We start from the raw sequence: 20,382 nt of genomic DNA on the forward strand, positions 1-20,382 counted from the left end.
CTCCCAACAGCTTTGATACATTTAAATACTAATAGATTTATAAGCATACTATCTACCTAGTTAAATATTAGTATTAACATTAAAATAAATTTAGACACATTTTCGCAATAATATCATTTCCTGCTAAAGTAGTCAATTTTTTGACGTAGAGTTAACATTGAATAAATTATTGAATTTAAATATAAAGAATAGTTGAATACAACGACAAAACCAAAAATTTAATATGTATTAATGTCATAAAAAATTTATAGTTATCGATTGATTGTGGATTTAGTTTACTGCCTTTATATCGGCAACGATAATAAAAAATGAACAGAAAATAACTAAAAAGCCTGCAAGATAGCAGGCTTTGAGGGTGTACAAAAATAATACTTATTATTTACATAACATTAGCTGCGTTACGATAACTATGAGCTGCAGTTGAATTTTCACCTAACTGTTCTTGGGCTTGTGCTAAAGCGAGCCATGATTGGTGTGTCGGTGCTATACGACATACATTTTGCCAATGAATTTTGGCTTGTTTAGCATCACGACTTTGAACCGAAAGTTTTGCTAGACATATTTGATAGTCTGCATCATTTTCATGTGTGGTTTCTAAACGGCTAAGTAATTTACGTATATCTTGATCTTGTGCACTAATTAAATCAGGAATGGCAGCAAATAAAGCCGTCGATGGCGAAGCACTTAGTTGTTTACTAATTAATTTTATCGCTTGATCTTTATGGCCATATTGAACCAGTCCGTGAGCATAAGCTAAGACTAACTCATCTTGTTTACGTTCTGATTTATTTAACCAGTGCCAACATTTATTCAACTCTACTTCAGAGTTTTTAGCTGCATTTAGCATTAAAGTACTGTTGGTTTTAGTGCTTAATTGGTTGAGATCAGTTTCAGTTAATAATTGGCGTTTTTTCAAAATAGGTAATAACAACTTCAATGCCTGCCAATCATGTTGCTGTTGATATAATTCTTGTGCCAGTTTTAGCACTGGAGCACTGCTTTTACTGGTTGGGTTAAGTTTATCAAGTATCACTCGAGCTTTAACCAATTCACCTTGTTTCATTAAGTAGCGGGTACGCGATGTGTAAACCGCGGTCTTTGCGATAGGATTTTTCTCAGCTTGAGCTAAATAATGATCTCGAGCAGTAATATCACCTTGATAGTGTGCAGCTCTTGCTGCTGCAAATAAGTTTAATACTGGAATTTCACCTTTTTCAGCCCCTTTTGCCATGGCTTTTTCTGCCGCAGACCAATCTTCTTCCGCCAGCGCTAAAGCGCCAATTAACGTATGCTTTTTAGCCGCTTTTCTGCGCCATTGTTCTGGCAGATATCGGCTACTTAATACAATATTTAATAATAAGAGAATTAACCATTCGAGTAATTGCAGCGCAAAGTAAAATACAATTAACCCAACAACACCGGTTACTAAACTGGTTTCTATCTGATAGTCACCGATTGCGATGTAAATGTAACCGCTTTGTCCAATAATAAGTGGGCTGAGACACAGTCCAATTAAAATCAGAGCAACATAAACCAGTGTCTTAATCATTGTGCAGGCTCCTCAGTAGGCATAATTTCACCATAGATAACCAGTTGCTGCAGTAGTGGCGATGCTTGAAATTTATTGAGTGTGATTTTTTCAACTTTAATCTTGGCGAGTTTATCTAAAGATTCAATCATTGCTTTGGTCTTTAAATCTCTTAAGTCAAAGTACTGTTGTAACCACTTGTCTGCTAACGAAATCGACTGTTGATAATTTACTTGATCAAATCGGTAAAGAGCTAGTTGTGCTTGCAATAATTTGTTGCGAATATTTTCAACCAAATACCATTGCTGTTCGGGTGACAATAGCGGCTCTAAATCAGTAGTCCGTTTACGGATCGTGATAAAACCATCGGTTAACTCATGCCAAGTACGAGTAAGATTTTGTTGCCAGTCATCAATGGAGTCGGTTACTGGTTGAGTATTTTTGTGATTAGCAAAATTTTCATCAACACGATTTAATGGTAATTGGGTAATGTCATTGATCAGGGTATCTAAGTCAAAGATGGTATTGGTTATGTCTGTGGTCTTTAATGCGTTAACTTTGGAGATATCATCAGCTAAGGCTCTACGAAGAATTGTTAATGAAGGGTCTTTCATCGCACTAATACGTTCATCTGCAGACTGCAATAAACCGATTGCGGTTTGTGGATCGTTTTCTAACCACAGTTTTCTGCCGGCCATGCGCACTAGGTATTCAGCTTCTGATGCCATCCAATGGTTTGGGCTTCGCTGTGCAATAACGGCGACGCGTTCTTGTAATTGTTTATTTGATTGCTGCAATTCGGCTAACGTTGAATAGGCTTTAATATTATTTGACTGTTGTTGTTCTAGCGTAGCAATACGCTTATTGGCTGCCATTGCCGTTTGTTGTAATTCATATTTGAACGCTTTATTTTGTGTTACTTGCTCAGTGATATTTTGTCCTAACTGAGTTTGGTTATTAGCTTGCTGATCAAGCTGTAAGTAGAGCCAATAACTCGCCGCGACAGCTATCATTGCCACGAGTAAGCTCAACAATAACCCAATACGGATCCACCAAGAGCTAGGTTTAGCTTTACGGCGACCATTATTCACAGAAGCATTTGATTGGTTATTGGTTTTGCTATCAGCAGATTGTTGGCTGGTAGCATTACCTTTTTTGGCCAGTGGCGGCTTTTCTTTTGGACTTGGCGCAGGAGAAATAACGTTCTCACCCTTTTGTGCTGACGGGTTTGGATCTTTTTTATTGTTTTCCATGAACAGTCCTTGAAAGCAAAAATACAACCAATAAAAGCAATATTAATAAATACGCGTCGATGCAATATAACAATATAATAACAAATTATAACGCAAGACTCGTTAGTATAGCTTGAGTATTTGCTCCATTTGCATTGGTAATATGGTTTAATTCCATTGCTTTTGCTTGTAATTCGACGCGATAACTAGGGACTATGATATGACATGAGCGTAGCCATGCAAATAATTCTTTTGGCACAAGGTCAACTAAGTTGGATAATATTTCGCCGCTGGTAACGACAATGGTGTCAATTCCAAACGATTTCCACTGTTGAGTTATCGCTTTAGCGTTAAGGTTTGGGATTGCTCGTTGGTAGACTTGCCAATAGTTCACATTGGCACCTCGTAGCTGTAATTGCTCTGCAAGTGTTTCTCGTCCTCCCAAACCTCGAACAATAATAAATGACTGTTTATCGACATCTTGTAATTGGTCTAGCGACAATAAACCTTCGCTATCTTGACTGCCTTCTGGGGAACTAGTTGCTTGAATATTATACTGAGCTAGGCTGTCGGCAGTTGCTTGGCCAACAGCAAAATAACGACAGTGGGTGGGAAATGTGTCATGCAATTTTTTGGCGGCAAAATCGACTGCATTAGTACTAATAAAGAGTAAGTTATCAGTTTGGGCTAAAACAGCCGGTGTCATTGATTCGCTTGTTTCAATTACCGCTAAAAGAGGAGTAACAAGATAAGCAACATCTCGATGTGAGAGTTGCTCCTCCATTGCTTGATTGCGCCCTAGCGGGCGCGTTAGCAAGACTTTCATAGTCTGTTATCTTGACGACAGAAGATTAGCTGGCATAGACAGCGTCTAAAATCGTTTTTGCACCGCGACTGAGTAAATCCTCTGCAAGAGACTCTCCAAGTGCTATAGCATCAACTTTCGAGCCCGATACCATACCACTGATTATTTCACTGCCGTCTGGATTACCCACTAAACCACGTAGGGTTAAGTTATCACCGTTAATTTCAGCAAAAGCACCAATAGGAACTTGGCATCCGCCTTCTAAACGAGTATTCATTGCTCGTTCAGCAAGCACTCGATAACGGGTTTCTACATGCTCAAGTGGTGCTAATAATGCTTTAACACGTTCATCATTGATACGACATTCAATGCCGACAGCACCTTGGCCATTGGCTGGTAATGATTCTTCAGCAGAAATAAAGCTAGCAATACGTTCTTTAAGCTTTAAACGAATTAATCCAGCAGCCGCTAAGATAATGGCATCATAATCACCGCTGTCTAGCTTGGCTAAACGAGTGCCAACATTGCCGCGTAAATCTTTAATGACTAAATCTGGGCGAGCGGCTCTAATTTGGCACTGACGACGTAAACTTGATGTGCCAACCACTGCACCCTGAGGCAATTCGCTGATAGATTTATAATTATTTGATACAAAAGCGTCGCGAGGATCTTCACGCTCACAAATAATCTGTAAACCCAAGCCTTCAGGAAAGTCTATTGGCAAATCTTTCATTGAATGCACGGCAATGTCGGCCCTGTTTTCAAGCATGGCGACTTCTAACTCTTTAACAAATAGTCCTTTGCCACCGATTTTAGCCAACGGAGTATCTAAAATCACATCACCTTTAGTACTCATTGGTAATAGCTCAACGATCAGTCCTGGGTGAATACGCTCAAGTTCAGCTTTAACAAATTCAGCTTGCCACATTGCCAGTGGACTTTTACGTGTTGCGATACGAATTATATTTTCAGACATGGTAATCGATCCATTAGAGAGCCTTATTAAGGTAATGCTATCATTGCTAAAGCGATGATGTAACAAATCGATGGTAATTGTTTGAAGTCTGTAGGGCTTATTTTTGATTTATATTGCTTGTTAGCTACTGGTGAAATAAATAATAAATGCTACGCTAATCACTGTTTTATCAAAAGTGTGATCTCAGTTGGTAAAAGTAGTCATTAAGGGTTAGTCTTCTATATTAATTTACGATTAGGTAATTTGTTTAGCGAAAGAACAAAGGAAGTGGGTCTTGACCGATAAAACGGCATATTATCAAAAGGATTTAGCTGAAAAACTGAATAGCACCAGATTGACTAGAGTGCTTAATGTTCTACCTGATTTACAGCAACATTTGTTTCATATCATTCCTTTTTTAATTCATTACAATCAAATAGATGTGCCTGGGATAATTGACCCTCGTACTCCGAGTGGTATTTACGGGTTTTCCTTATCAAAAGCGATGCACTCAGCGTGTGAAGCCTTATCTTTATCTATGCCCGATACGGTTCATTCAACAGCGGATGCTTTCGAGGGTGTGTATGCCATGGGAAGCACGGCTAGTTTTGGACAAAATCCACAAAGTGATGTCGATATCTGGTTAGTTTACAATAGCAAATTAACCCAAAAGCAACTTAAATTAATCGAATATAAGAATAAACTCATCAGTGATTGGTTTGCCGGTTTTGATTTTGAAGTGAACTTTTATCTGGTGCATCCAATGCAATTTAGAGAATGCAGCGCATTTGATAATTGTCAGCCAGTAGGATTAGAGCACAGTGGTAGTAGCCAGCACTGGTTGTTATTAGAAGAATTTTATCGTTCTCACATTCGGCTTGCAGGTAAAGTTGTTGCATGGTGGCCTGATGCCAATAGTCAAAATACCGAGTTTGATGCCAGTTTACTTTATCTTGGCGATATCAATTCTTTGCCAGCAGCAGAGTATTTCGGAGCCTCATTATGGCAGCTGTATAAGGGGCTCAATAAACCCCATAAAGCATTATTAAAAGTGTTGTTGCTGGAAACTTACGCCTCGGAATATCCTAGTACAACATTGATTACTCAACAAATTTGGCAATATTGTGAACATCAAGATTTTAGTGTTGATAACGATGCTTATTTATTACTTTATCAACGCATTGAAGCCTACTTGATTGCTCAGGGTGATCATAATCGTTTAGAGATAGTTAGGCGGTGTTTTTACTTAAAGTCAGGTGTCACGCTATCGTGTTTATCACCTAATAGTGCGACAGACTGGCGGGTAGATAAAATTCAAAACTTGGTTAAGCAATGGGCATGGAGCCGTGAGTTGGTAGCCACATTGGATAATAGTCCTTATTGGCATGCAGGTCAGCTTAAATGGTTCAATCAACAGCTCAGCGAATTATTGTTGGTCAGTTATAAGAATCTATTAAAATTTGCATCGAAACAAACACTAAGTGAACGTATGCGGGTTGAAGAACTGGGTTTGTTGGCGCGTAAATTACACACTTACTTTAGTAATGATGACCATTTATTACAGCCTTTGAACCGCTTATGGAGTTTATCGACAGCAGAGAAGTCGTTAACTATCCGCCATAGTGAGCAGACCTCACGATTTTATTTATACCGCCAAGCTTATGATGAGTTGGATCAGTTTAAAACGGATACGCGCCATCAACAAAACGCTTTTGATAATCATGCCATACACGATGCAGATAATGTATGCAGTTTAGTTGCGTGGTCGGTGATGAATGGACTGGCTACGGCAGAGACTCATTGGTCTCAAGTGGGAGACTGTAATAAGCGATCTGATAAGTTAGGCTACCTAGCACGTAAATTAATTCCTATCATGCATCATGTTCCGACTGTGTCTAAACGTGATTTATGTGAGCCATGGTGTTACCAAAAAATTGTGTTGATTGCGAATATGGACGGTGATCCAACTACACAATGGCATGGCCCAGAATCGATGCTTGATTATGCCCACGCCAGCGTTTTATCGCTAGGCCAAACTAAATTGAATATGCTGTCATCAGTGGCAATAGTATGTCTAAACAGCTGGGGCGAATGGCAAAGCCATCGTTTTAATGGTCATACTGCATTGCTTGAGGCCATTTCATTTATTATTCTGGGGTTAAAGCGGTCAAATGAACAAGTTGATTTATCAATTATTAGTTGCTCAGCTAAGTTAAAACAACAGATTTTTAATCAGCTTAAAACGTTGCTGTTACGTTGTTATGGTTTAATGAAGAAGGTCAATCAGACTAATACATTGATGCACCCAATCACAATAGGTGATCAACAATACACTATGTATTTTAATGCATTAGGGATGATGTACCGTATAAGTGATTTAGCGACTCATAAAAAAAATGATAAAACTCATGGATTACCACTGCCTGATATTGCCGATGATCCTAATTTGAGTACGCCATCAGTAATTCACAAATTTATAGTGTTAGGTGCTAAGCAATATTTTTTACGTGAACGTAATCAAATCCTCGATGTATTTATTGCCGATGAGCTTAATCAGCTTGAACATTTACAATACCAACACACTAGCATTAACGACTTTGTCGCCCAAGAAAGTCATTTATACGTATTTGATGAGCAAAAACAACGCCAGCCTGTTTTTAATATGCCGCAGTTTTTCCAACTTGTACGCATGGAAGGGGGATTAACCGTAATGCCCTTTGGTTTGACGCAAGATGAGATGGGCTCAGCATTTTAAGCATAAGCCCTATCTCTATCACGATCAAAAACTAAGTAGTGACTAAGTTATAGCTTAGTTTATGCGTTTATTTTGAGAATGACGCCACTTTGTTTATTGATTGCATCAATCACAAAAGACATAAATTCCAAGCCATTACGAGTATCTAACCATTTGCCATCATTATAATTAAAGTGATAGCCACCCGATTTTGTCGCCAGCCAAATCTCCTGAAGTGGCTCTTGTTTATTAATGACGATTTGCGAATTATCTTCAAAAGCCAGCTGCAAAACATTGCCGCTGGCATTGATATCTACATCGGCATCTTGCTCGTCAATTGCTTTTTCTACCGCGTTTTCTATTTCGCCAAACATTTCATCAGCTAATCGATGAAACTCAGTATCTGTAATAGCCATGTATTTCTATCCTTTGCTTTCTGCGTTATGAATGCGATTATAAGACCATTATTCACTAGATGCACAGATGTTGAGAAAAATGAGACTGCTTTTATTTATTATGCTTGCTAGCCTATTGGTAACCGCATGTGGTCAAAAAGGGGTTTTATACAAAACACCCGAGCCTGTGGCCAATAAAGTTGCCCCAAAACCTGCCAGCACTGATGTGCTAAAGCAAACTGAGGAGCTCGACTCTCAACCTTCAATCTCACAACAAGAATAGCATTTATAAGGGACCGCATTTTGGATTACTTTTCTTATCAAAATGATTCACTATTCGCAGAAGACTGCGATGTAGCAAAACTGGCTAAAACTCACGGCACTCCGTTGTATATTTATTCTCGTGCCACATTAGAGCGCCATTGGCATGCCTTTAATAATGCCGTTGCTGAGCATCCTCATCTTATCTGCTACGCGGTGAAGGCAAATTCAAACCTTGCGGTATTAAATGTATTGGCCCGTTTAGGCAGTGGCTTTGATATTGTTTCTGGTGGTGAGCTTTCGCGTGTACTGCAAGCTGGCGGCGATCCTAACAAAGTCGTTTTTTCCGGAGTGGGTAAAACCGTTGCCGAAATGGAACAAGCCCTAAATATTGGTATTTACTGTTTTAATGTTGAGTCCAGTGCTGAACTTGAGCAGCTTAATGATGTTGCTGGGCGCTTGGGTAAAGTGGCACCGGTTTCACTGCGAATTAATCCCGATGTTGATGCTGGTACTCATCCATATATTTCTACTGGTCTTAAAGAAAATAAATTTGGTATCGCCATGGAAGAGGCTGATGCGGTTTTTACTCGTGCAGCTGAATTAACTCATTTATATGTAAAAGGGGTCGATTGCCATATTGGTTCTCAGCTTACCGAAATGAAACCCTTTTTAGATGCGATGGACCGTATGCTTGGGTTAATCGACCGTTTAGGCGAACAAGGTATTAAGATTGAACACTTTGATGTGGGTGGAGGCTTAGGGGTAACATATAACAGTGAAACTCCACCGCATCCAGACGCATATGCCGCAGCATTACTCGATCGCTTAAATGGTCGTAAATTGAAGTTAATTTTTGAACCTGGCCGTGCTATAGCAGCAAATGCGGGTATTTTTGTTACTCAAGTGCTTTACCTAAAAGAAAACAGCGATAAGCGTTTTGCGATTGTCGATGGTGCAATGAATGACCTTATTCGCCCAGCGCTTTACAGCGCGTGGCAAAATATCATTCCAGTACAACAAAATGATGCACCAACCTTTGCTTATGATATTGTAGGCCCAGTATGCGAAACGGGTGACTTTCTTGGTAAAGACAGACAGTTAGCGGTAACTGCGGGTGACTTATTAGCCGTTCGTTCAAGTGGCGCTTATGGTTTTGCGATGGCATCAAATTATAATTCACGTCCAAGAGTGGCTGAAATTATGGTAGATGGTAGTGATGATTTTGTTGTTCGTCAGCGTGAAACGCTAGAACAACTTTGGCAAGGCGAACATTTATTGCCATAGGCAGTAAGCAATCGGCATAACGTTTTATAAGGAAAATTTTGTGATCCATTTCACTAAGATGCACGGACTGGGTAATGACTTTATGGTCGTTGATGGCGTAACACAGAATGTGTTTTTTTCGCCAGAGCAAATCCGCCGTCTTGCCGATCGCAATTTTGGGATTGGGTTTGATCAATTATTATTGGTCGAGCCGCCCTATGATCCAGATTTAGATTTCCATTATCGTATTTTTAATGCCGATGGTAGTGAAGTTGAGCAGTGTGGCAATGGTGCTCGCTGTTTTGCTCGTTTTGTTCGTAATAAAGGCTTAACCCAAAAAAATAAAATTCGTGTGAGTACTAATTCAGGCAAAATAACCTTACGAGTTGAGCGGGATGGTGACGTGACCGTCAATATGGGGGTCCCCGTTATTGAGCCAAGCCAAATTCCGTTTAAAGCCAAAAAAAGCGAAAAAACTTACTTATTGCAAACCTCAACGCAAACTTACCTATGTGGTGCTATCTCTATGGGTAATCCACACTGCGTCATTGAGGTTGAAGATGTACAAACTGTTGAGGTGGATGTTATTGGCAGTATGTTAACTCGTCACGAACGCTTCCCTAAAGGCGTGAATGTCGGATTTATGCAGGTCATTACTCCTGGACATATTAAGTTGCGGGTATATGAGCGCGGCGCAGCAGAAACCTTAGCATGCGGCACGGGAGCTTGCGCTGCTGCAGCGGTTGGCCAGTTACAAGGTAAGCTTGATAAGCAGGTGAGAGTTGACTTACCTGGTGGCAGCTTAATGATCAATTGGGAAGGTGAGGGTAAATCTTTATGGATGACAGGCCCTGCCGAACACGTATATGACGGACAAATACAACTATGAGTGATATGACCCCAGAAGTCAGCTTGATCAATACAGCGGCAGACAACACGGTGAGTAGTGCACAAGCTAAGGATATTAACTCAATTGGCCAAGATCTTGTTGTCGACATGATGGCTAATTTACAGCAAGCCCCTTTTGATGAAATGTTGATCCGCGAATACTTATTGGATAATCCTGATTTTTTTAATCGTTATCCTGAGTTACTCGTGGCCATGCGTGTGCCACATGCTGAACGCGGTGCGGTATCATTAGTTGAACGTCGGCAAGAGTTATTGCGCCAACGAGTAAGCCAACTCGAAGAAGAAATAACTTCGCTGATGAACATAGCGACTCATAATGAGAGAATATTTAAATTTAATACTGAGTTATCGTTTACATTATTAGAAAGCAATGACCTAGGTGAACTGCGCCAAGTATTGTCAGAGGGCTTAAAAAACGAGTTTGGCTTTAGTCATGTTAGGTTGATTACGGTGCACGATATCGATAGCGAATTAGCCAAAATTTGGCGTCACCGCGTTCAAAGTGGTTATTATTTTGGTCGGTTAACCCAGTCAGAATCTAAACGTTTGTTTGGTAGCGAAGTTGGCTCGGTGGCACTGACTAAATTGTCTGATGACAATGGTCAGGTGATATTTGCCATTGCCAGCAAAGACCCAACCCATTTTCATCCCGATATGGACTCATTACTATTTAGCCAATTACGTCGTTTGTTAGACCATATGTTGCCGCAGCTATAAACGTAATCGTAACTGTAACTGTAATTGTTACAACCGAGTGTATTGTTTAGGACATACGGCTACTCCAATTGTTTTTGTAGTGGGAGCATCTTGATGCAGCCAACAGACTGGCAAATGATATTTAGCCAACATTTAACCTCAGAAAGACAGCTTTCAGGCTATACCGTACGTAACTACATGTTTGAGCTACGCCGGGTTGAAACCATACTAATCGAATCAACTCAGCTTATTGATGTTACGCGCGACGAGCTACAAGCTGTATTGGCAACCTTACACCGTAAAGGCCTGAGTCCACGCTCGTTATCTTTGTGTTTGTCTGCCTTAAAACAGTTTTTTGATTTTTTATTGAGTGAAGGTGCCGTAACCGTTAACCCCGCACATAGCTTAAGCGCCCCAAAGCAAAATAAACCGTTACCTAAAAACATGGATGTCGATGCCGTCAGTCATTTGTTGTCTATAGACGCTGATGATCCGTTGAGCTTACGAGATAAAGCCATTATGGAGTTATTTTATTCCAGTGGTTTGCGTTTAGCTGAATTAGCCAGTTTAGATTGCGTTGACATTAAGTTTGATCAAAGTGAAGTTAAAGTGATGGGTAAGGGCAGTAAACAGCGTGTTGTGCCAATTGGAAAGCTGGCCTTAAAGGCACTAGCCACATGGCTGAGTTGTCGCAATCAGTTACCCTGTACTCAGGCGGGTGACGCATTATTTGTTAGCAGCCAAGGTAAACGGTTGTCCCATCGTAGTATTCAAGCGCGTATGGCTAAGTGGGGGCAAGAACAAGCCATGGCGGTAAAAGTTCATCCGCATAAGTTGCGTCATTCGTTTGCAACCCATATGCTTGAATCAAGCCAAGATTTACGTGCCGTACAAGAATTACTCGGCCATGCTAACTTATCGACTACACAAATTTACACCAGTTTAGACTTTCAACACCTTGCCAAAGTGTACGATAACGCGCATCCAAGAGCGAAAAAAGACAGGGGGAAATAATGACATCACAATTACCGAAACCTTCAATAATCCAGTATCAACGTCTACAACCTTTTAGCGCGATTAGTTTTGATTTAGACGACACACTCTACAATAATCTTCCTTATGTAATACATGCCAGCGATCAGCTATTTTCGTTAATTCATCAAGCCTATCCCGCGACTACAGCATGGGACTTTGCTCAATGGCAGCAACTAAAGCATATGCTGTTTACGCTACACCCAGAGTTAGCGCATGATACCACCGCAGCCCGTTATGCCATGTTGCATCAAGGTCTTTTACACTTTGGTTATAGCGAAGTGGAAGCCAGTAAAGGGGCTCAAGATGGCATGGCGTGTTTTACCCATTACCGCAGTAACTTTACAGTTGATGATAATGTAATGCGACTACTAGAGCGTTTAAGCCAGCACTATCGACTTGTCGGCATTACCAATGGCAATGTCGACACCCAGCGTATTGGGCTAGATAAAGTGATGCAATTTGTGTTGCATCCGGGTCATGGGGTAAAAATGAAACCTGCCGCCGATATGTTTAATCTCGCTTGTCGCCAACTGGATATTAAGCCCGCGGAATTATTGCACGTGGGCGATCATCCGCTATCGGATATTGCTGGAGCAAAAATGGCAGGTTGCCAAAGTGTTTGGCTCAATCCCTGTATGCAGCAACGGCATAAAACAGCTCAACTGGTATTGCCGCATGTTGAAATAAATCATTTAGATCTTCTGCTTGAGTTACTTTAGCGCGAGGTTAGCGTTTTTAGATCTATGCCTGCTTTAAGGCTCATTTTTTGTACTTGCTCGCGGCTAGCATGCATATCGGCATCACCTACACGAAAGTAGGTGCCGCTATAAGGATCGGTACCGACATAGATTGGTCTTAGTTTTACATCGACACAGGGCACATGGATGCGAATAAGCTTTTTCGCCATTATTTCGATAATTTGTACGTCGGTTGGGGCTAAAATATTGTGACTGATTTTTTTAGGATTATGCAAAATTTCCCAAATTTCACTGAGCATCGGCATCGGATTAACAATCCCCTCAATGGTAAAATCACCTTGCTGTTCTTTTACGCCCAAAATAATTTCACCGCCTAAAGTATTGGCAAAAGCACTGTAGCTTTCCCACATGCCTTCGGGCAACGTACCGTTGCCATCTCGTCCACCCGCTAATTTAAATTCAACTTGAGCAGATTCATGCAAGTTAGCAATGTCGTCTAGGGCAAATGTTGGATAATGATGAGGTGACATTTAGGCTCCATATCGTCGTATTTAATCAATAACCTCAGTTTGGGGATCAGCAGTTATCAAACCGTCCTTTGAAGTGCTGTCTGCATTACCTTAACGGGCTATTATCCTCGCAGGTAATAAGATGTTGCACTTTGTGAGTAAAACACATCACCAGTGTAATGTGAAATAGGATAAATATTTTGATTTATGGTTAATTTATCCCATCTTTATATGCCGATATGAGGTTAAATAGGTAAAACAGAGATCGTTACTGTATGAAGTTTCGCTAAAAAAAGGAAGTAAATACGTAAAGGCAGATAACGGATTTACGGCTAAAAATATACCGGTAAGTGGGTGGTATTGCTTACAGTACTAATGCTTTAGGGAACAATAAGGTATTTTCAAGGTTAATATGATTTTGTAAATCGACATCAAATTCAGCCAAGGTGCGGTAACAAGCTTGCCATGTGTGACAAACACTGGCTGGGATGGTGTAGTTATTGGTTAGGCGCCTAATACTTTGTAGCATTTGGTCGGCATTATCATGCTCGTGCAACATCATGTTAATTGGATTGCCTATGTGGCCAAAACAACCATTGGCAGGTTGACCTAGACTGAGTGACTTAATTGCTGGAAAAAGAATTTGTTCTTCCTTCATTAAGTGGGGCATTAGCTCGTCAATTAACTCACGAACACACAGTGCCAATGGTTTGATTTCATCATGATCATCGCCGTGAGCACGAACCATTTTTTCAGTGTACTCAATTAATAGCGGTGCAGTTTTACGAATATACGCATGGTGGTTTGTTTCAATGTAATTGATTAAATCAACCAGTGATAATAGTGATAGCTGTTCAGTTGTTTGCGCTGTTGACATAGTTACTCCAAAGATGCACATAATTTACATGTATATTATGTGCACCTCTGTTTGTGCTCAATTCGCTCGCAGAAGTTCTGTTAGCTAGCTCACATATTATCGGTTAATTTATCTCTTATGGGGTACACGATTGTCCCTCATCGAGTGGGGTTACAAGTACTTGTTGGCTTACTAACTGCTGTTCAAGCATGCCGCCTACTCGGAGTAAATTATGTTGCCAACACACCACACCACGGTGGTCCATACTCGGTTGTGATAGCTCAAGCGGTTGTAACCATTGTTTAGTTGCCAAATCAAAACCATATTTGTATAAGCTAGGCTCGCTTGGTTTACCGTTATAACCCATGCCAGAATAGTTGTAGGGATTATCGCTGCCGCCTAAAAACACAATTTGACCCCCGTTTGGCGTTTGGATGCCAGTCGCGGCCATACGGTAATGTGCCGTGGCTAGGTGTTGTTTGGTGTCACTTTGGTTAGCGACTGAATAATGCGCTAATAATTGCCAATCAATACGCAAATGATTGTTGGGATTCACTTCACCGAACAAACACACTGGAGAAGCTTGATAACTGCGGCGAACGTTGATATTGGCTTGTACTTTTACACCGTCGCACAACACCAGTTTATTATCGACCATGCCAACCGCTTGGCCAAATACTGCAGGTGCTGGCATTGGGCTTGCTTGGGCCCATGTGTCGGTTTGAGTGTCATAAACCTGAACTAAATTAATATTACCGTCGTTGTGCCAGCCACCAAATAAATAGATATAACGTTGTAAATAAGTCGCTGCGGCAGTGTCATCAACTGCCACAGGCATGTCGGCAATTCGTTTATATTGATTGGTGTTAATCGAGTATCGATAATTATCAACTGTGCTAATTTCATCATGATTCTCAGCGACAGTGTAGCCGCCAAACACATAAGCACTGTCTTTAATGCCCACAGCTATTGAGGCTAATCGTCCCGCTAACGGCGCAACATGCGGCACCGCTTTAATGGTTTGCCATTGGCTATTAGGGGTGTTTAACGCCAGCGCCCAAGCATTGTTATGTACAGCTTGATAATCTTTGTCTTTACCTAGGCCCATGAAACTTAATAAATAGGCTTGCTGGCCGCTTTGCACTAATGCTATTGCATTATTGCTCACGGCTTGGGGTAACGAGGCTATGTGAGTTGTTGCCGTTGGGGCCGCACAAGCGGGTACTGTTACAGTAGTTATACCTGCAAATGCAACGATAAGCGCTCCAACCATATTGGCTATTTTTCGAGCCGACGGTGTAACTGGTACCGGAGGATAAAGACCTTGAGAAAAAATTTTAATTAAACGAAGCATGGATTAATCCTGTGTTACCGTCATGTGATATCAATATTAGCTTGGATATATTTAAGGTTTTACGCCTTTTCCCATACGTATTTCTATGGTTTTCTCAAAAGACGGCTTGGTCGTTAGTTGTTTTTTTTGCTCAACAATAATATACCAATCGTAGCCCTGTTTGTTGGTTAGGCTTGCCGCGCGAGCTAATGCATAGGCATTTATATGGGCTTTATCTTTACTGAAAATACTCAGCATAAAATAATTGTCAGTGATTTTTCGATCAATGTAGCGATAGCCATCTGCTTGAGTATATTGTGCTTTGGTGCTGTTGCAACCACAAAGTATAATGACAAGTAGCATCATCACACTGACTGTAACATTACCCATCTTTATGGCCTTATAGCTAAGTTATTCAGCACTTTTTGCTCTTGTGCCAGAGTTAATGGCGCGTCAGCCATTAAATTGTCGAGCACACTATCAAGCGCCGAGCCGCCGCTAGCAGTCTGGTATTCAGCTTGGCTATCTTGGCTGATAGTATATTCAATATTAGCAATTTTTTGCCACTGCCCCTGCTGCTGACAGGCAATATTGTCGCTGTAGTAGCTTGGGTCTTGTAAACCATATTGGCGACAAAAATCCCCTTGTTGATTGTAAAAACTGAGTTGAATTGACATCAGGCTATCATCATTAAGCGTCGCCAATACGCCACTAGGTAAGTGCATTAGTTGCTCAATAATACTAGGATCTAGGCCTGCTATAGTAGTATTATTTTGCGTTGGCGCGTCTGTTTTATATACGCCATAACCCGCTATTAGCGCAATAACAGCTATTGCTGCTGCATATTGTTGCACTTGTTGTTGTGCTTTTCTCCACCAGGGAAAAGCCATCACATTGGAGTCAGTTAAATGAGATTGTTCAAGTAGTGCGGTGGTAGTGTCAGGTATAGGTTGTTGATCAATCGCTTGATAATGGTTTTGTACCATAGTGTCGACCATTGCTAGCTCGGCTAAGCGTTCGGCAATCGCTTCGTTATCGATAATGGCTTGCCTAACTAGCTCCATTTCTTGCTTTGACAGTTCGGCATCTAAAAAGGCTGATAAGGTTTTATCGCTAAGGTTCATGCCATGCTCCCATTAGGTTGTTTAAAAAAGCTGACCATATTGGATCGAGCTCTGGCTAGACGACTCATTATCGTTCCTGTTGGAATAGCGAGTATCTCAGCTGCTTCACTGTAGCTCATGCCTTGCACAGCAATTAACGATAATACTTCACGCTGATCATCAGATAAACTATTCATCGCGATATTCACCTCGCCTAAAGTAATATCGTTAATGATATCGGCTTCACCGTCGGTATAATTCTCTGCCTGAAGTTCTGGTTTACTGGTGGCTAAGGTACGTACTTTTTGTGAGCGATAGTCATCAATCCATTGATTTCGACATATTTTAAAGGCCCATTTAGCTAACAGAACATCTTCCGGTGGTGGCGATTTAAGTATGCGCAATAAAGTATTTTGCACCAAGTCATCGGCATCATGCATTGAGCCCGTTAATGAGTAGGCAAAGCGTCTTAATGCTGGTAACAGCAGGGTTAATTCTGGTTTCATATTTAGGGTATACTCCTCTTTACCCTGATAACGGTTCAATGGGCAAAGTTATTCCAACATGGAGGGAATTTTTGTTGTTGTCAGACGTTTTTATCTTACACACTATTTGCACAGGTAGATAAATCAATGAGAACCGTGACAGCATATTCACTTGCATTACTGAGTTTAACCCTCGTACCGTTGATGTCTTTCGGACAATTACTGCCTGTGCCTACATTGCCTTCTGCCGTGATAGATAAACTTGACCAAAGCGTGAGCCGCAACGCTGAACGTCTCCAAGCACTTAAACAACAACGTTTACTGAATCAACAATTACAGCAAACATTGACGCTAAAGGCGACGTTGTTAGATCCTTTATTACAGTTACCAGCCGTAGTGCCAGTGCTAAATAGCGCGGGGCTGCTGGTGTGGAACGATATTGAAGTTGAAAACGGTTTACGCGCAGTTGAACGTGAATGGTTATTGCTACTATCTATAGCGCAATGGCAACAGCTGTTAACGACGACTCCAGAGCTGGAAATATATGTGCAAAGCCGCACTGAACTGGCAATGTTAGGCTTACAGTTGGTTAAAATACAAGTACCAGTCGAGCTTGATAGCGTTGATGCATTGCGCAAGACCTTATCTACACTACTGGCACCTTATTTAAGCCGAAATTATATATACCAGCCGCAAGCGGCAAATCAAGCAAGCACAGTTACGGATGTGCAGGCGAGTACTGAAACTGCTACCCAAGCAGGCAGAGCGACAACGGATCAGATAACGGCAGTGCAGCAAGTGGTTAAAAGTGAAACGGCCGCAGCTATGTGCGATAACCCCATAAGACTAGGCATGATAGATACCGCGATTGTTGCCGATCATAAGGCGCTGCCTATTGCCAAAAAGCGCTTAGCGCTGATCCAACGAAATTTCCTAGCCAGTGATATTCCATCATCATACAGTCACGGAACCGCAGTGGCAGGCGTATTAGCAGGTAACAATGATCAACTTAAGCCGTTATTACCGTCATTAACGTTATACAGTGCCGGGGCTTTTTATGCCCAAAATACTTACCAACAAGGGGCGACACTCGACAGTATCTTGCAGGCGTTAAATTGGCTCGTGGGTCAACAGGTACGGGTGATCAACATGAGTTTAACTGGACCCGATAATCCAATACTGCAAGAAGTGGTATCTCGCTTAAGCAAGACCCAGACTATTTTAGTGGCTGCAGCAGGTAACGGCGGACCAGCTGCTAAGCCATTATATCCAGCGGCATATTCTGACGTTATTGCCGTCACTGCGGTAGATAAACAGCTGGGATTATATCGCTGGGCTAATCAGGGGGATTACATTGATTTTGCGGCGCAAGGAGTCAAGGTGCTGACTACCCGAGCAGATGGCAGTGTGGGTATTGAAAGTGGCACCTCAATGGCTACACCAGTCGTGTCGGCCAAGGTGGCCTGTATGCTGGCAGCGACACCTGAGCTACTATTGGATCAAGTGTTGCTCCAATTACAGCAACAGGTGATTGATTTAGGCGCTCAGGGTAAAGACCCACAATTTGGTTATGGGCTGGTATCACGTCCTTAAAAACTGGCTTGCAACATTAACCCTGCACGTGTTTCATCATAATCCGCACTGGCTAAAATGGATTGATAGTCACCATATTCAACGGATGTCAGCAGCGCAAAAGTGGCATTAATATTTAACTCCCACTTAGCATCAATGTGTTGATGGATATCATTGCGTTCATTATTGTCTATAGCCAAGGCATAATCTCGTTGAGTTAACTTCATTCCTAGCTGAACTTTTTGTGCTATATGCCATAAATCAAATTGATTAGAAACGCGGATGTTGATGCCTGCAGCACGATAGCTAAAGGTTTTATCAAGTGCATCTTCATCTTCATAGATTGCACCTAATGAAATAAATTTCTGACCTTGCTGAAAAAACCAAAATGAATCAAGATTTGCGCTTTTATTGCTAGCATCACGCAACGTAAACTGAGCAAAATCTTTGTCGGCATAAACTACGCTGGGACGAATGAACCAGCTGTCGCTAAGATTATACATGGCATACACGCTAAATTGGTTGAGAGTTAAAAAATCACTGCCGTCTAAATCAGCTTGAGCCAGATAAACACTGCTACCTAATGTCAGATTATTAAAGCCATAGCTCGCATCGATAAAAGCCAGCTGTAAGCGGCTGTCATAAGCGCTGGCTTTGTTGTAGCGCTTGTCATTAATGCTATAGCTGCTGTCTAGGCGGAAATGGTCGTTAACTTGCCAAGCTGCGTTGATTTCTCCCTCTAAAGCTGTCGCCGTATCCGACTCACCACTGGCTTGTTCAAGCTCACTGATATTGACGTTAGACTGATATTCCATGCCTGCTTTTAGCTTACCGTTAACGGATAGTGTATCTGCCGCTATTCCCATGTGAGCATAACTCAATAGTAATAACGTACAGGTAACACGACAATGTAAAGCCATCATAAGAACTCCTAACCAAACAAATAAAACAGGCCGGCAATATTGCCGGCATATGGAGTATTTCGGCTATAAACCGCTCGATAAGCGAATGGTGTTTTGAATGGTGTTAGTCACTTCTGCACTTACCGTTTGGCTAACGGCTTGTGTGACTTGCTCGCGAGTTTTTTGCTGTATAAGCTCTGTTGCACTGGTCTGTAATTGTTGTTGCACTGCGCTGGTTGCTGCAGCATTAATAACCGATGATGTTGCCCCTGTAACGGCTGCACTGACTGAGTCAGATATTGCTGAACTGGTAGCAATAAGTGTATTGGCGTCCACACGAGATTGAATTTCATCAGCGGCGATGTTTGCGCTAAGTTGTGCTGCATTTACTGTCGATGCGGTGGTGTTAAGTGATGTAGTGGCTTTATTGACTGATGACTCTGTTACTGCAGATAATCCGGCAGAACCAGATGCTATTACTTGAGTGGACACCAATTTCGCAGCCGTCGAGGCGTTATTCATCAGGCTATTAGCTGTGTCAGCACCAACAGTTGTGGTGTTGCCTAATTGGTTGTTAGCAATTGTTGTCGCTGAGTCAGCGTTGGTGATTGATGTATCAAGTGCTGACGTTACCGTAGTGAGTATTTCTGTTGTGGGTATGGTCATCGCAACTTGGTTGTCAGTTGTGGCTGCCATTTCAGTTGATGAAGTTTGCGTTGAGTCACTCAAGCCGCTTGACTCAGCTTCATTTGAAGCCGTTTGATCTGAGGCGGTGTTGGCCGGCTCGCTTGAGGTAATTGTTGGCTCATTATTGCTTTGTGTTTCAGCATTAGCATTTGGGCTATTCTGTTGGGTTTGGCTTAATTGAACATCAGCTTGGGCTGATACGGTTGTCGATGCTGACATTTCGGCACTTATTGCCATGGTTGAGAAACAAGCCAGAGCAATAATGGTTGGTTTAAGTAATGTTTTCATTTTTAATTCCCTCGTAATGTCGTGATTGACACAGTGATAACGAGGTGGCCGTCGATTCTATTCCATTTATTTTTTCTTAATGGGCATTATTGTCTTACGAGGTGAATGTAAAATTAATAAGTAATTGTTTAAT

General features: G+C 41.4%; 21 protein-coding genes. 8 read left to right on the plus strand and 13 right to left on the minus strand.

Annotation, left to right across the window (positions count from 1 at the left end; genetic code table 11):
- Nucleotides 1–379: 379 nt before the first annotated feature.
- The 4 genes from EGC82_RS03695 to hemC form a co-directional block, all read right to left on the minus strand.
- Nucleotides 380–1,549 carry a heme biosynthesis HemY N-terminal domain-containing protein gene (locus EGC82_RS03695; protein WP_124729554.1) on the minus strand — a complete coding sequence of 390 codons (1,170 nt, stop codon included), beginning with the start codon at nt 1,547–1,549 and terminating at the stop codon, nt 380–382.
- On the minus strand, nt 1,546–2,781 hold the full coding sequence (locus EGC82_RS03700; protein ID WP_124729555.1) for a uroporphyrinogen-III C-methyltransferase: 1,236 nt from the start codon (nt 2,779–2,781) through the stop codon (nt 1,546–1,548). Before EGC82_RS03700 ends, EGC82_RS03695 begins: the two co-directional genes overlap by 4 nt.
- A gap of 85 nt (nt 2,782–2,866) precedes the next feature.
- Nucleotides 2,867–3,586 carry a uroporphyrinogen-III synthase gene (locus EGC82_RS03705; RefSeq protein WP_124729556.1) on the minus strand — a complete coding sequence of 240 codons (720 nt, stop codon included), beginning with the start codon at nt 3,584–3,586 and terminating at the stop codon, nt 2,867–2,869.
- 25 nt (nt 3,587–3,611) lie between these two features.
- Nucleotides 3,612–4,541, minus strand: a complete 930-nt coding sequence (gene hemC, locus EGC82_RS03710) for a hydroxymethylbilane synthase (protein ID WP_124729557.1) — start codon at nt 4,539–4,541, stop codon at nt 3,612–3,614.
- Nucleotides 4,542–4,815: 274 nt separating this feature from the next.
- Between hemC and EGC82_RS03715 the strand changes: the two genes are divergently transcribed.
- A complete protein-coding gene (locus EGC82_RS03715; protein WP_124729558.1) occupies nt 4,816–7,275 on the plus strand; it encodes a class I adenylate cyclase in 2,460 nt (819 codons plus the stop codon).
- A 59-nt stretch (nt 7,276–7,334) separates the two neighbouring features.
- Here EGC82_RS03715 and cyaY read toward each other — a convergent pair whose 3' ends face one another.
- Nucleotides 7,335–7,670: an iron donor protein CyaY gene (cyaY, locus tag EGC82_RS03720; protein WP_124729559.1), complete on the minus strand. Its 336-nt coding sequence runs from the start codon at nt 7,668–7,670 to the stop codon at nt 7,335–7,337.
- 79 nt (nt 7,671–7,749) lie between these two features.
- On the opposite strand from cyaY, the gene lptM reads away from it, so the two are divergent.
- The 6 genes from lptM (at nt 7,750) to EGC82_RS03750 (ending at nt 12,535) form a co-directional block, all read left to right on the plus strand.
- Nucleotides 7,750–7,932, plus strand: a complete 183-nt coding sequence (lptM, locus tag EGC82_RS03725) for an LPS translocon maturation chaperone LptM (protein ID WP_164839066.1) — start codon at nt 7,750–7,752, stop codon at nt 7,930–7,932.
- 20 nt (nt 7,933–7,952) lie between these two features.
- Nucleotides 7,953–9,197, plus strand: coding sequence for a diaminopimelate decarboxylase (gene lysA / locus EGC82_RS03730; RefSeq protein WP_124729561.1), 1,245 nt, complete (start codon nt 7,953–7,955; stop codon nt 9,195–9,197).
- Nucleotides 9,198–9,237: 40 nt separating this feature from the next.
- Complete coding sequence (gene dapF, locus EGC82_RS03735) at nt 9,238–10,065, plus strand: diaminopimelate epimerase (RefSeq protein WP_124729562.1); 828 nt, start codon at nt 9,238–9,240, stop codon at nt 10,063–10,065.
- Nucleotides 10,066–10,175: 110 nt separating this feature from the next.
- Nucleotides 10,176–10,802, plus strand: a complete 627-nt coding sequence (locus tag EGC82_RS03740; RefSeq protein WP_208646948.1) for a DUF484 family protein — start codon at nt 10,176–10,178, stop codon at nt 10,800–10,802.
- Nucleotides 10,803–10,895: 93 nt separating this feature from the next.
- Nucleotides 10,896–11,795 carry a tyrosine recombinase XerC gene (gene xerC, locus EGC82_RS03745; RefSeq protein WP_124729563.1) on the plus strand — a complete coding sequence of 300 codons (900 nt, stop codon included), beginning with the start codon at nt 10,896–10,898 and terminating at the stop codon, nt 11,793–11,795.
- The gene (locus tag EGC82_RS03750; RefSeq protein ID WP_124729564.1) at nt 11,795–12,535 is read left to right on the plus strand and encodes an HAD-IA family hydrolase; all 741 of its coding nucleotides are present in this window, start codon (nt 11,795–11,797) and stop codon (nt 12,533–12,535) included. The genes xerC and EGC82_RS03750 overlap by 1 nt, the downstream gene beginning before the upstream one ends.
- On the opposite strand, the gene EGC82_RS03755 is transcribed toward EGC82_RS03750, so the two are convergent.
- From EGC82_RS03755 to EGC82_RS03780, 6 genes are all read right to left on the minus strand, one after another.
- Complete coding sequence (locus tag EGC82_RS03755; RefSeq protein WP_124729565.1) at nt 12,532–13,044, minus strand: AlbA family DNA-binding domain-containing protein; 513 nt, start codon at nt 13,042–13,044, stop codon at nt 12,532–12,534. The genes EGC82_RS03750 and EGC82_RS03755 overlap by 4 nt on opposite strands.
- A 343-nt stretch (nt 13,045–13,387) precedes the next feature.
- Nucleotides 13,388–13,900, minus strand: coding sequence for a hemerythrin domain-containing protein (locus EGC82_RS03760; RefSeq protein WP_244212528.1), 513 nt, complete (start codon nt 13,898–13,900; stop codon nt 13,388–13,390).
- 115 nt (nt 13,901–14,015) lie between these two features.
- Nucleotides 14,016–15,233, minus strand: coding sequence for a Kelch repeat-containing protein (locus EGC82_RS03765; protein WP_244212529.1), 1,218 nt, complete (start codon nt 15,231–15,233; stop codon nt 14,016–14,018).
- A gap of 51 nt (nt 15,234–15,284) precedes the next feature.
- Nucleotides 15,285–15,602, minus strand: coding sequence for a CC0125/CC1285 family lipoprotein (locus tag EGC82_RS03770; protein ID WP_124729567.1), 318 nt, complete (start codon nt 15,600–15,602; stop codon nt 15,285–15,287).
- Nucleotides 15,603–15,604: 2 nt separating this feature from the next.
- The gene (locus EGC82_RS03775; protein WP_124729568.1) at nt 15,605–16,336 is read right to left on the minus strand and encodes an anti-sigma factor family protein; all 732 of its coding nucleotides are present in this window, start codon (nt 16,334–16,336) and stop codon (nt 15,605–15,607) included.
- On the minus strand, nt 16,333–16,821 hold the full coding sequence (locus EGC82_RS03780; protein ID WP_124729569.1) for an RNA polymerase sigma factor: 489 nt from the start codon (nt 16,819–16,821) through the stop codon (nt 16,333–16,335). The genes EGC82_RS03775 and EGC82_RS03780 overlap by 4 nt, the downstream gene beginning before the upstream one ends.
- 135 nt (nt 16,822–16,956) lie before the next feature.
- Between EGC82_RS03780 and EGC82_RS03785 the strand changes: the two genes are divergently transcribed.
- On the plus strand, nt 16,957–18,393 hold the full coding sequence (locus EGC82_RS03785) for a S8 family serine peptidase (protein WP_244212530.1): 1,437 nt from the start codon (nt 16,957–16,959) through the stop codon (nt 18,391–18,393).
- Here the strand turns inward: EGC82_RS03785 and EGC82_RS03790 are convergent.
- Together EGC82_RS03790 and EGC82_RS03795 are read right to left on the minus strand one after the other, a co-directional pair.
- Nucleotides 18,390–19,295, minus strand: coding sequence for a surface lipoprotein assembly modifier (locus EGC82_RS03790; protein WP_124729571.1), 906 nt, complete (start codon nt 19,293–19,295; stop codon nt 18,390–18,392). The two genes, EGC82_RS03785 and EGC82_RS03790, sit on opposite strands and share 4 nt — an antisense overlap.
- Nucleotides 19,296–19,358: 63 nt before the next feature.
- Nucleotides 19,359–20,249: a hypothetical protein gene (locus EGC82_RS03795; protein WP_124729572.1), complete on the minus strand. Its 891-nt coding sequence runs from the start codon at nt 20,247–20,249 to the stop codon at nt 19,359–19,361.
- Nucleotides 20,250–20,382 lie beyond the last annotated feature (133 nt).

Source organism: Shewanella livingstonensis, assembly GCF_003855395.1.
GTDB lineage: Bacteria > Pseudomonadota > Gammaproteobacteria > Enterobacterales > Shewanellaceae > Shewanella > Shewanella livingstonensis.

Bases quoted from the DNA above. Each gene is read 5' to 3' on its own strand.
- EGC82_RS03695 (WP_124729554.1), bottom strand. From the start codon at position 1,549: ATGATTAAGACACTGGTTTATGTTGCTCTGATTTTAATTGGACTGTGT.
- EGC82_RS03700 (WP_124729555.1), bottom strand. From the start codon at position 2,781: ATGGAAAACAATAAAAAAGATCCAAACCCGTCAGCACAAAAGGGTGAG.
- EGC82_RS03705 (WP_124729556.1), bottom strand. From the start codon at position 3,586: ATGAAAGTCTTGCTAACGCGCCCGCTAGGGCGCAATCAAGCAATGGAG.
- hemC (WP_124729557.1), bottom strand. From the start codon at position 4,541: ATGTCTGAAAATATAATTCGTATCGCAACACGTAAAAGTCCACTGGCA.
- cyaY (WP_124729559.1), bottom strand. From the start codon at position 7,670: ATGGCTATTACAGATACTGAGTTTCATCGATTAGCTGATGAAATGTTT.
- lptM (WP_164839066.1), top strand. From the start codon at position 7,750: ATGAGACTGCTTTTATTTATTATGCTTGCTAGCCTATTGGTAACCGCA.
- EGC82_RS03740 (WP_208646948.1), top strand. From the start codon at position 10,176: ATGGCTAATTTACAGCAAGCCCCTTTTGATGAAATGTTGATCCGCGAA.
- xerC (WP_124729563.1), top strand. From the start codon at position 10,896: ATGCAGCCAACAGACTGGCAAATGATATTTAGCCAACATTTAACCTCA.
- EGC82_RS03750 (WP_124729564.1), top strand. From the start codon at position 11,795: ATGACATCACAATTACCGAAACCTTCAATAATCCAGTATCAACGTCTA.
- EGC82_RS03755 (WP_124729565.1), bottom strand. From the start codon at position 13,044: ATGTCACCTCATCATTATCCAACATTTGCCCTAGACGACATTGCTAAC.
- EGC82_RS03760 (WP_244212528.1), bottom strand. From the start codon at position 13,900: ATGTCAACAGCGCAAACAACTGAACAGCTATCACTATTATCACTGGTT.
- EGC82_RS03765 (WP_244212529.1), bottom strand. From the start codon at position 15,233: ATGCTTCGTTTAATTAAAATTTTTTCTCAAGGTCTTTATCCTCCGGTA.
- EGC82_RS03770 (WP_124729567.1), bottom strand. From the start codon at position 15,602: ATGGGTAATGTTACAGTCAGTGTGATGATGCTACTTGTCATTATACTT.
- EGC82_RS03775 (WP_124729568.1), bottom strand. From the start codon at position 16,336: ATGAACCTTAGCGATAAAACCTTATCAGCCTTTTTAGATGCCGAACTG.
- EGC82_RS03780 (WP_124729569.1), bottom strand. From the start codon at position 16,821: ATGAAACCAGAATTAACCCTGCTGTTACCAGCATTAAGACGCTTTGCC.
- EGC82_RS03790 (WP_124729571.1), bottom strand. From the start codon at position 19,295: ATGATGGCTTTACATTGTCGTGTTACCTGTACGTTATTACTATTGAGT.
- EGC82_RS03795 (WP_124729572.1), bottom strand. From the start codon at position 20,249: ATGAAAACATTACTTAAACCAACCATTATTGCTCTGGCTTGTTTCTCA.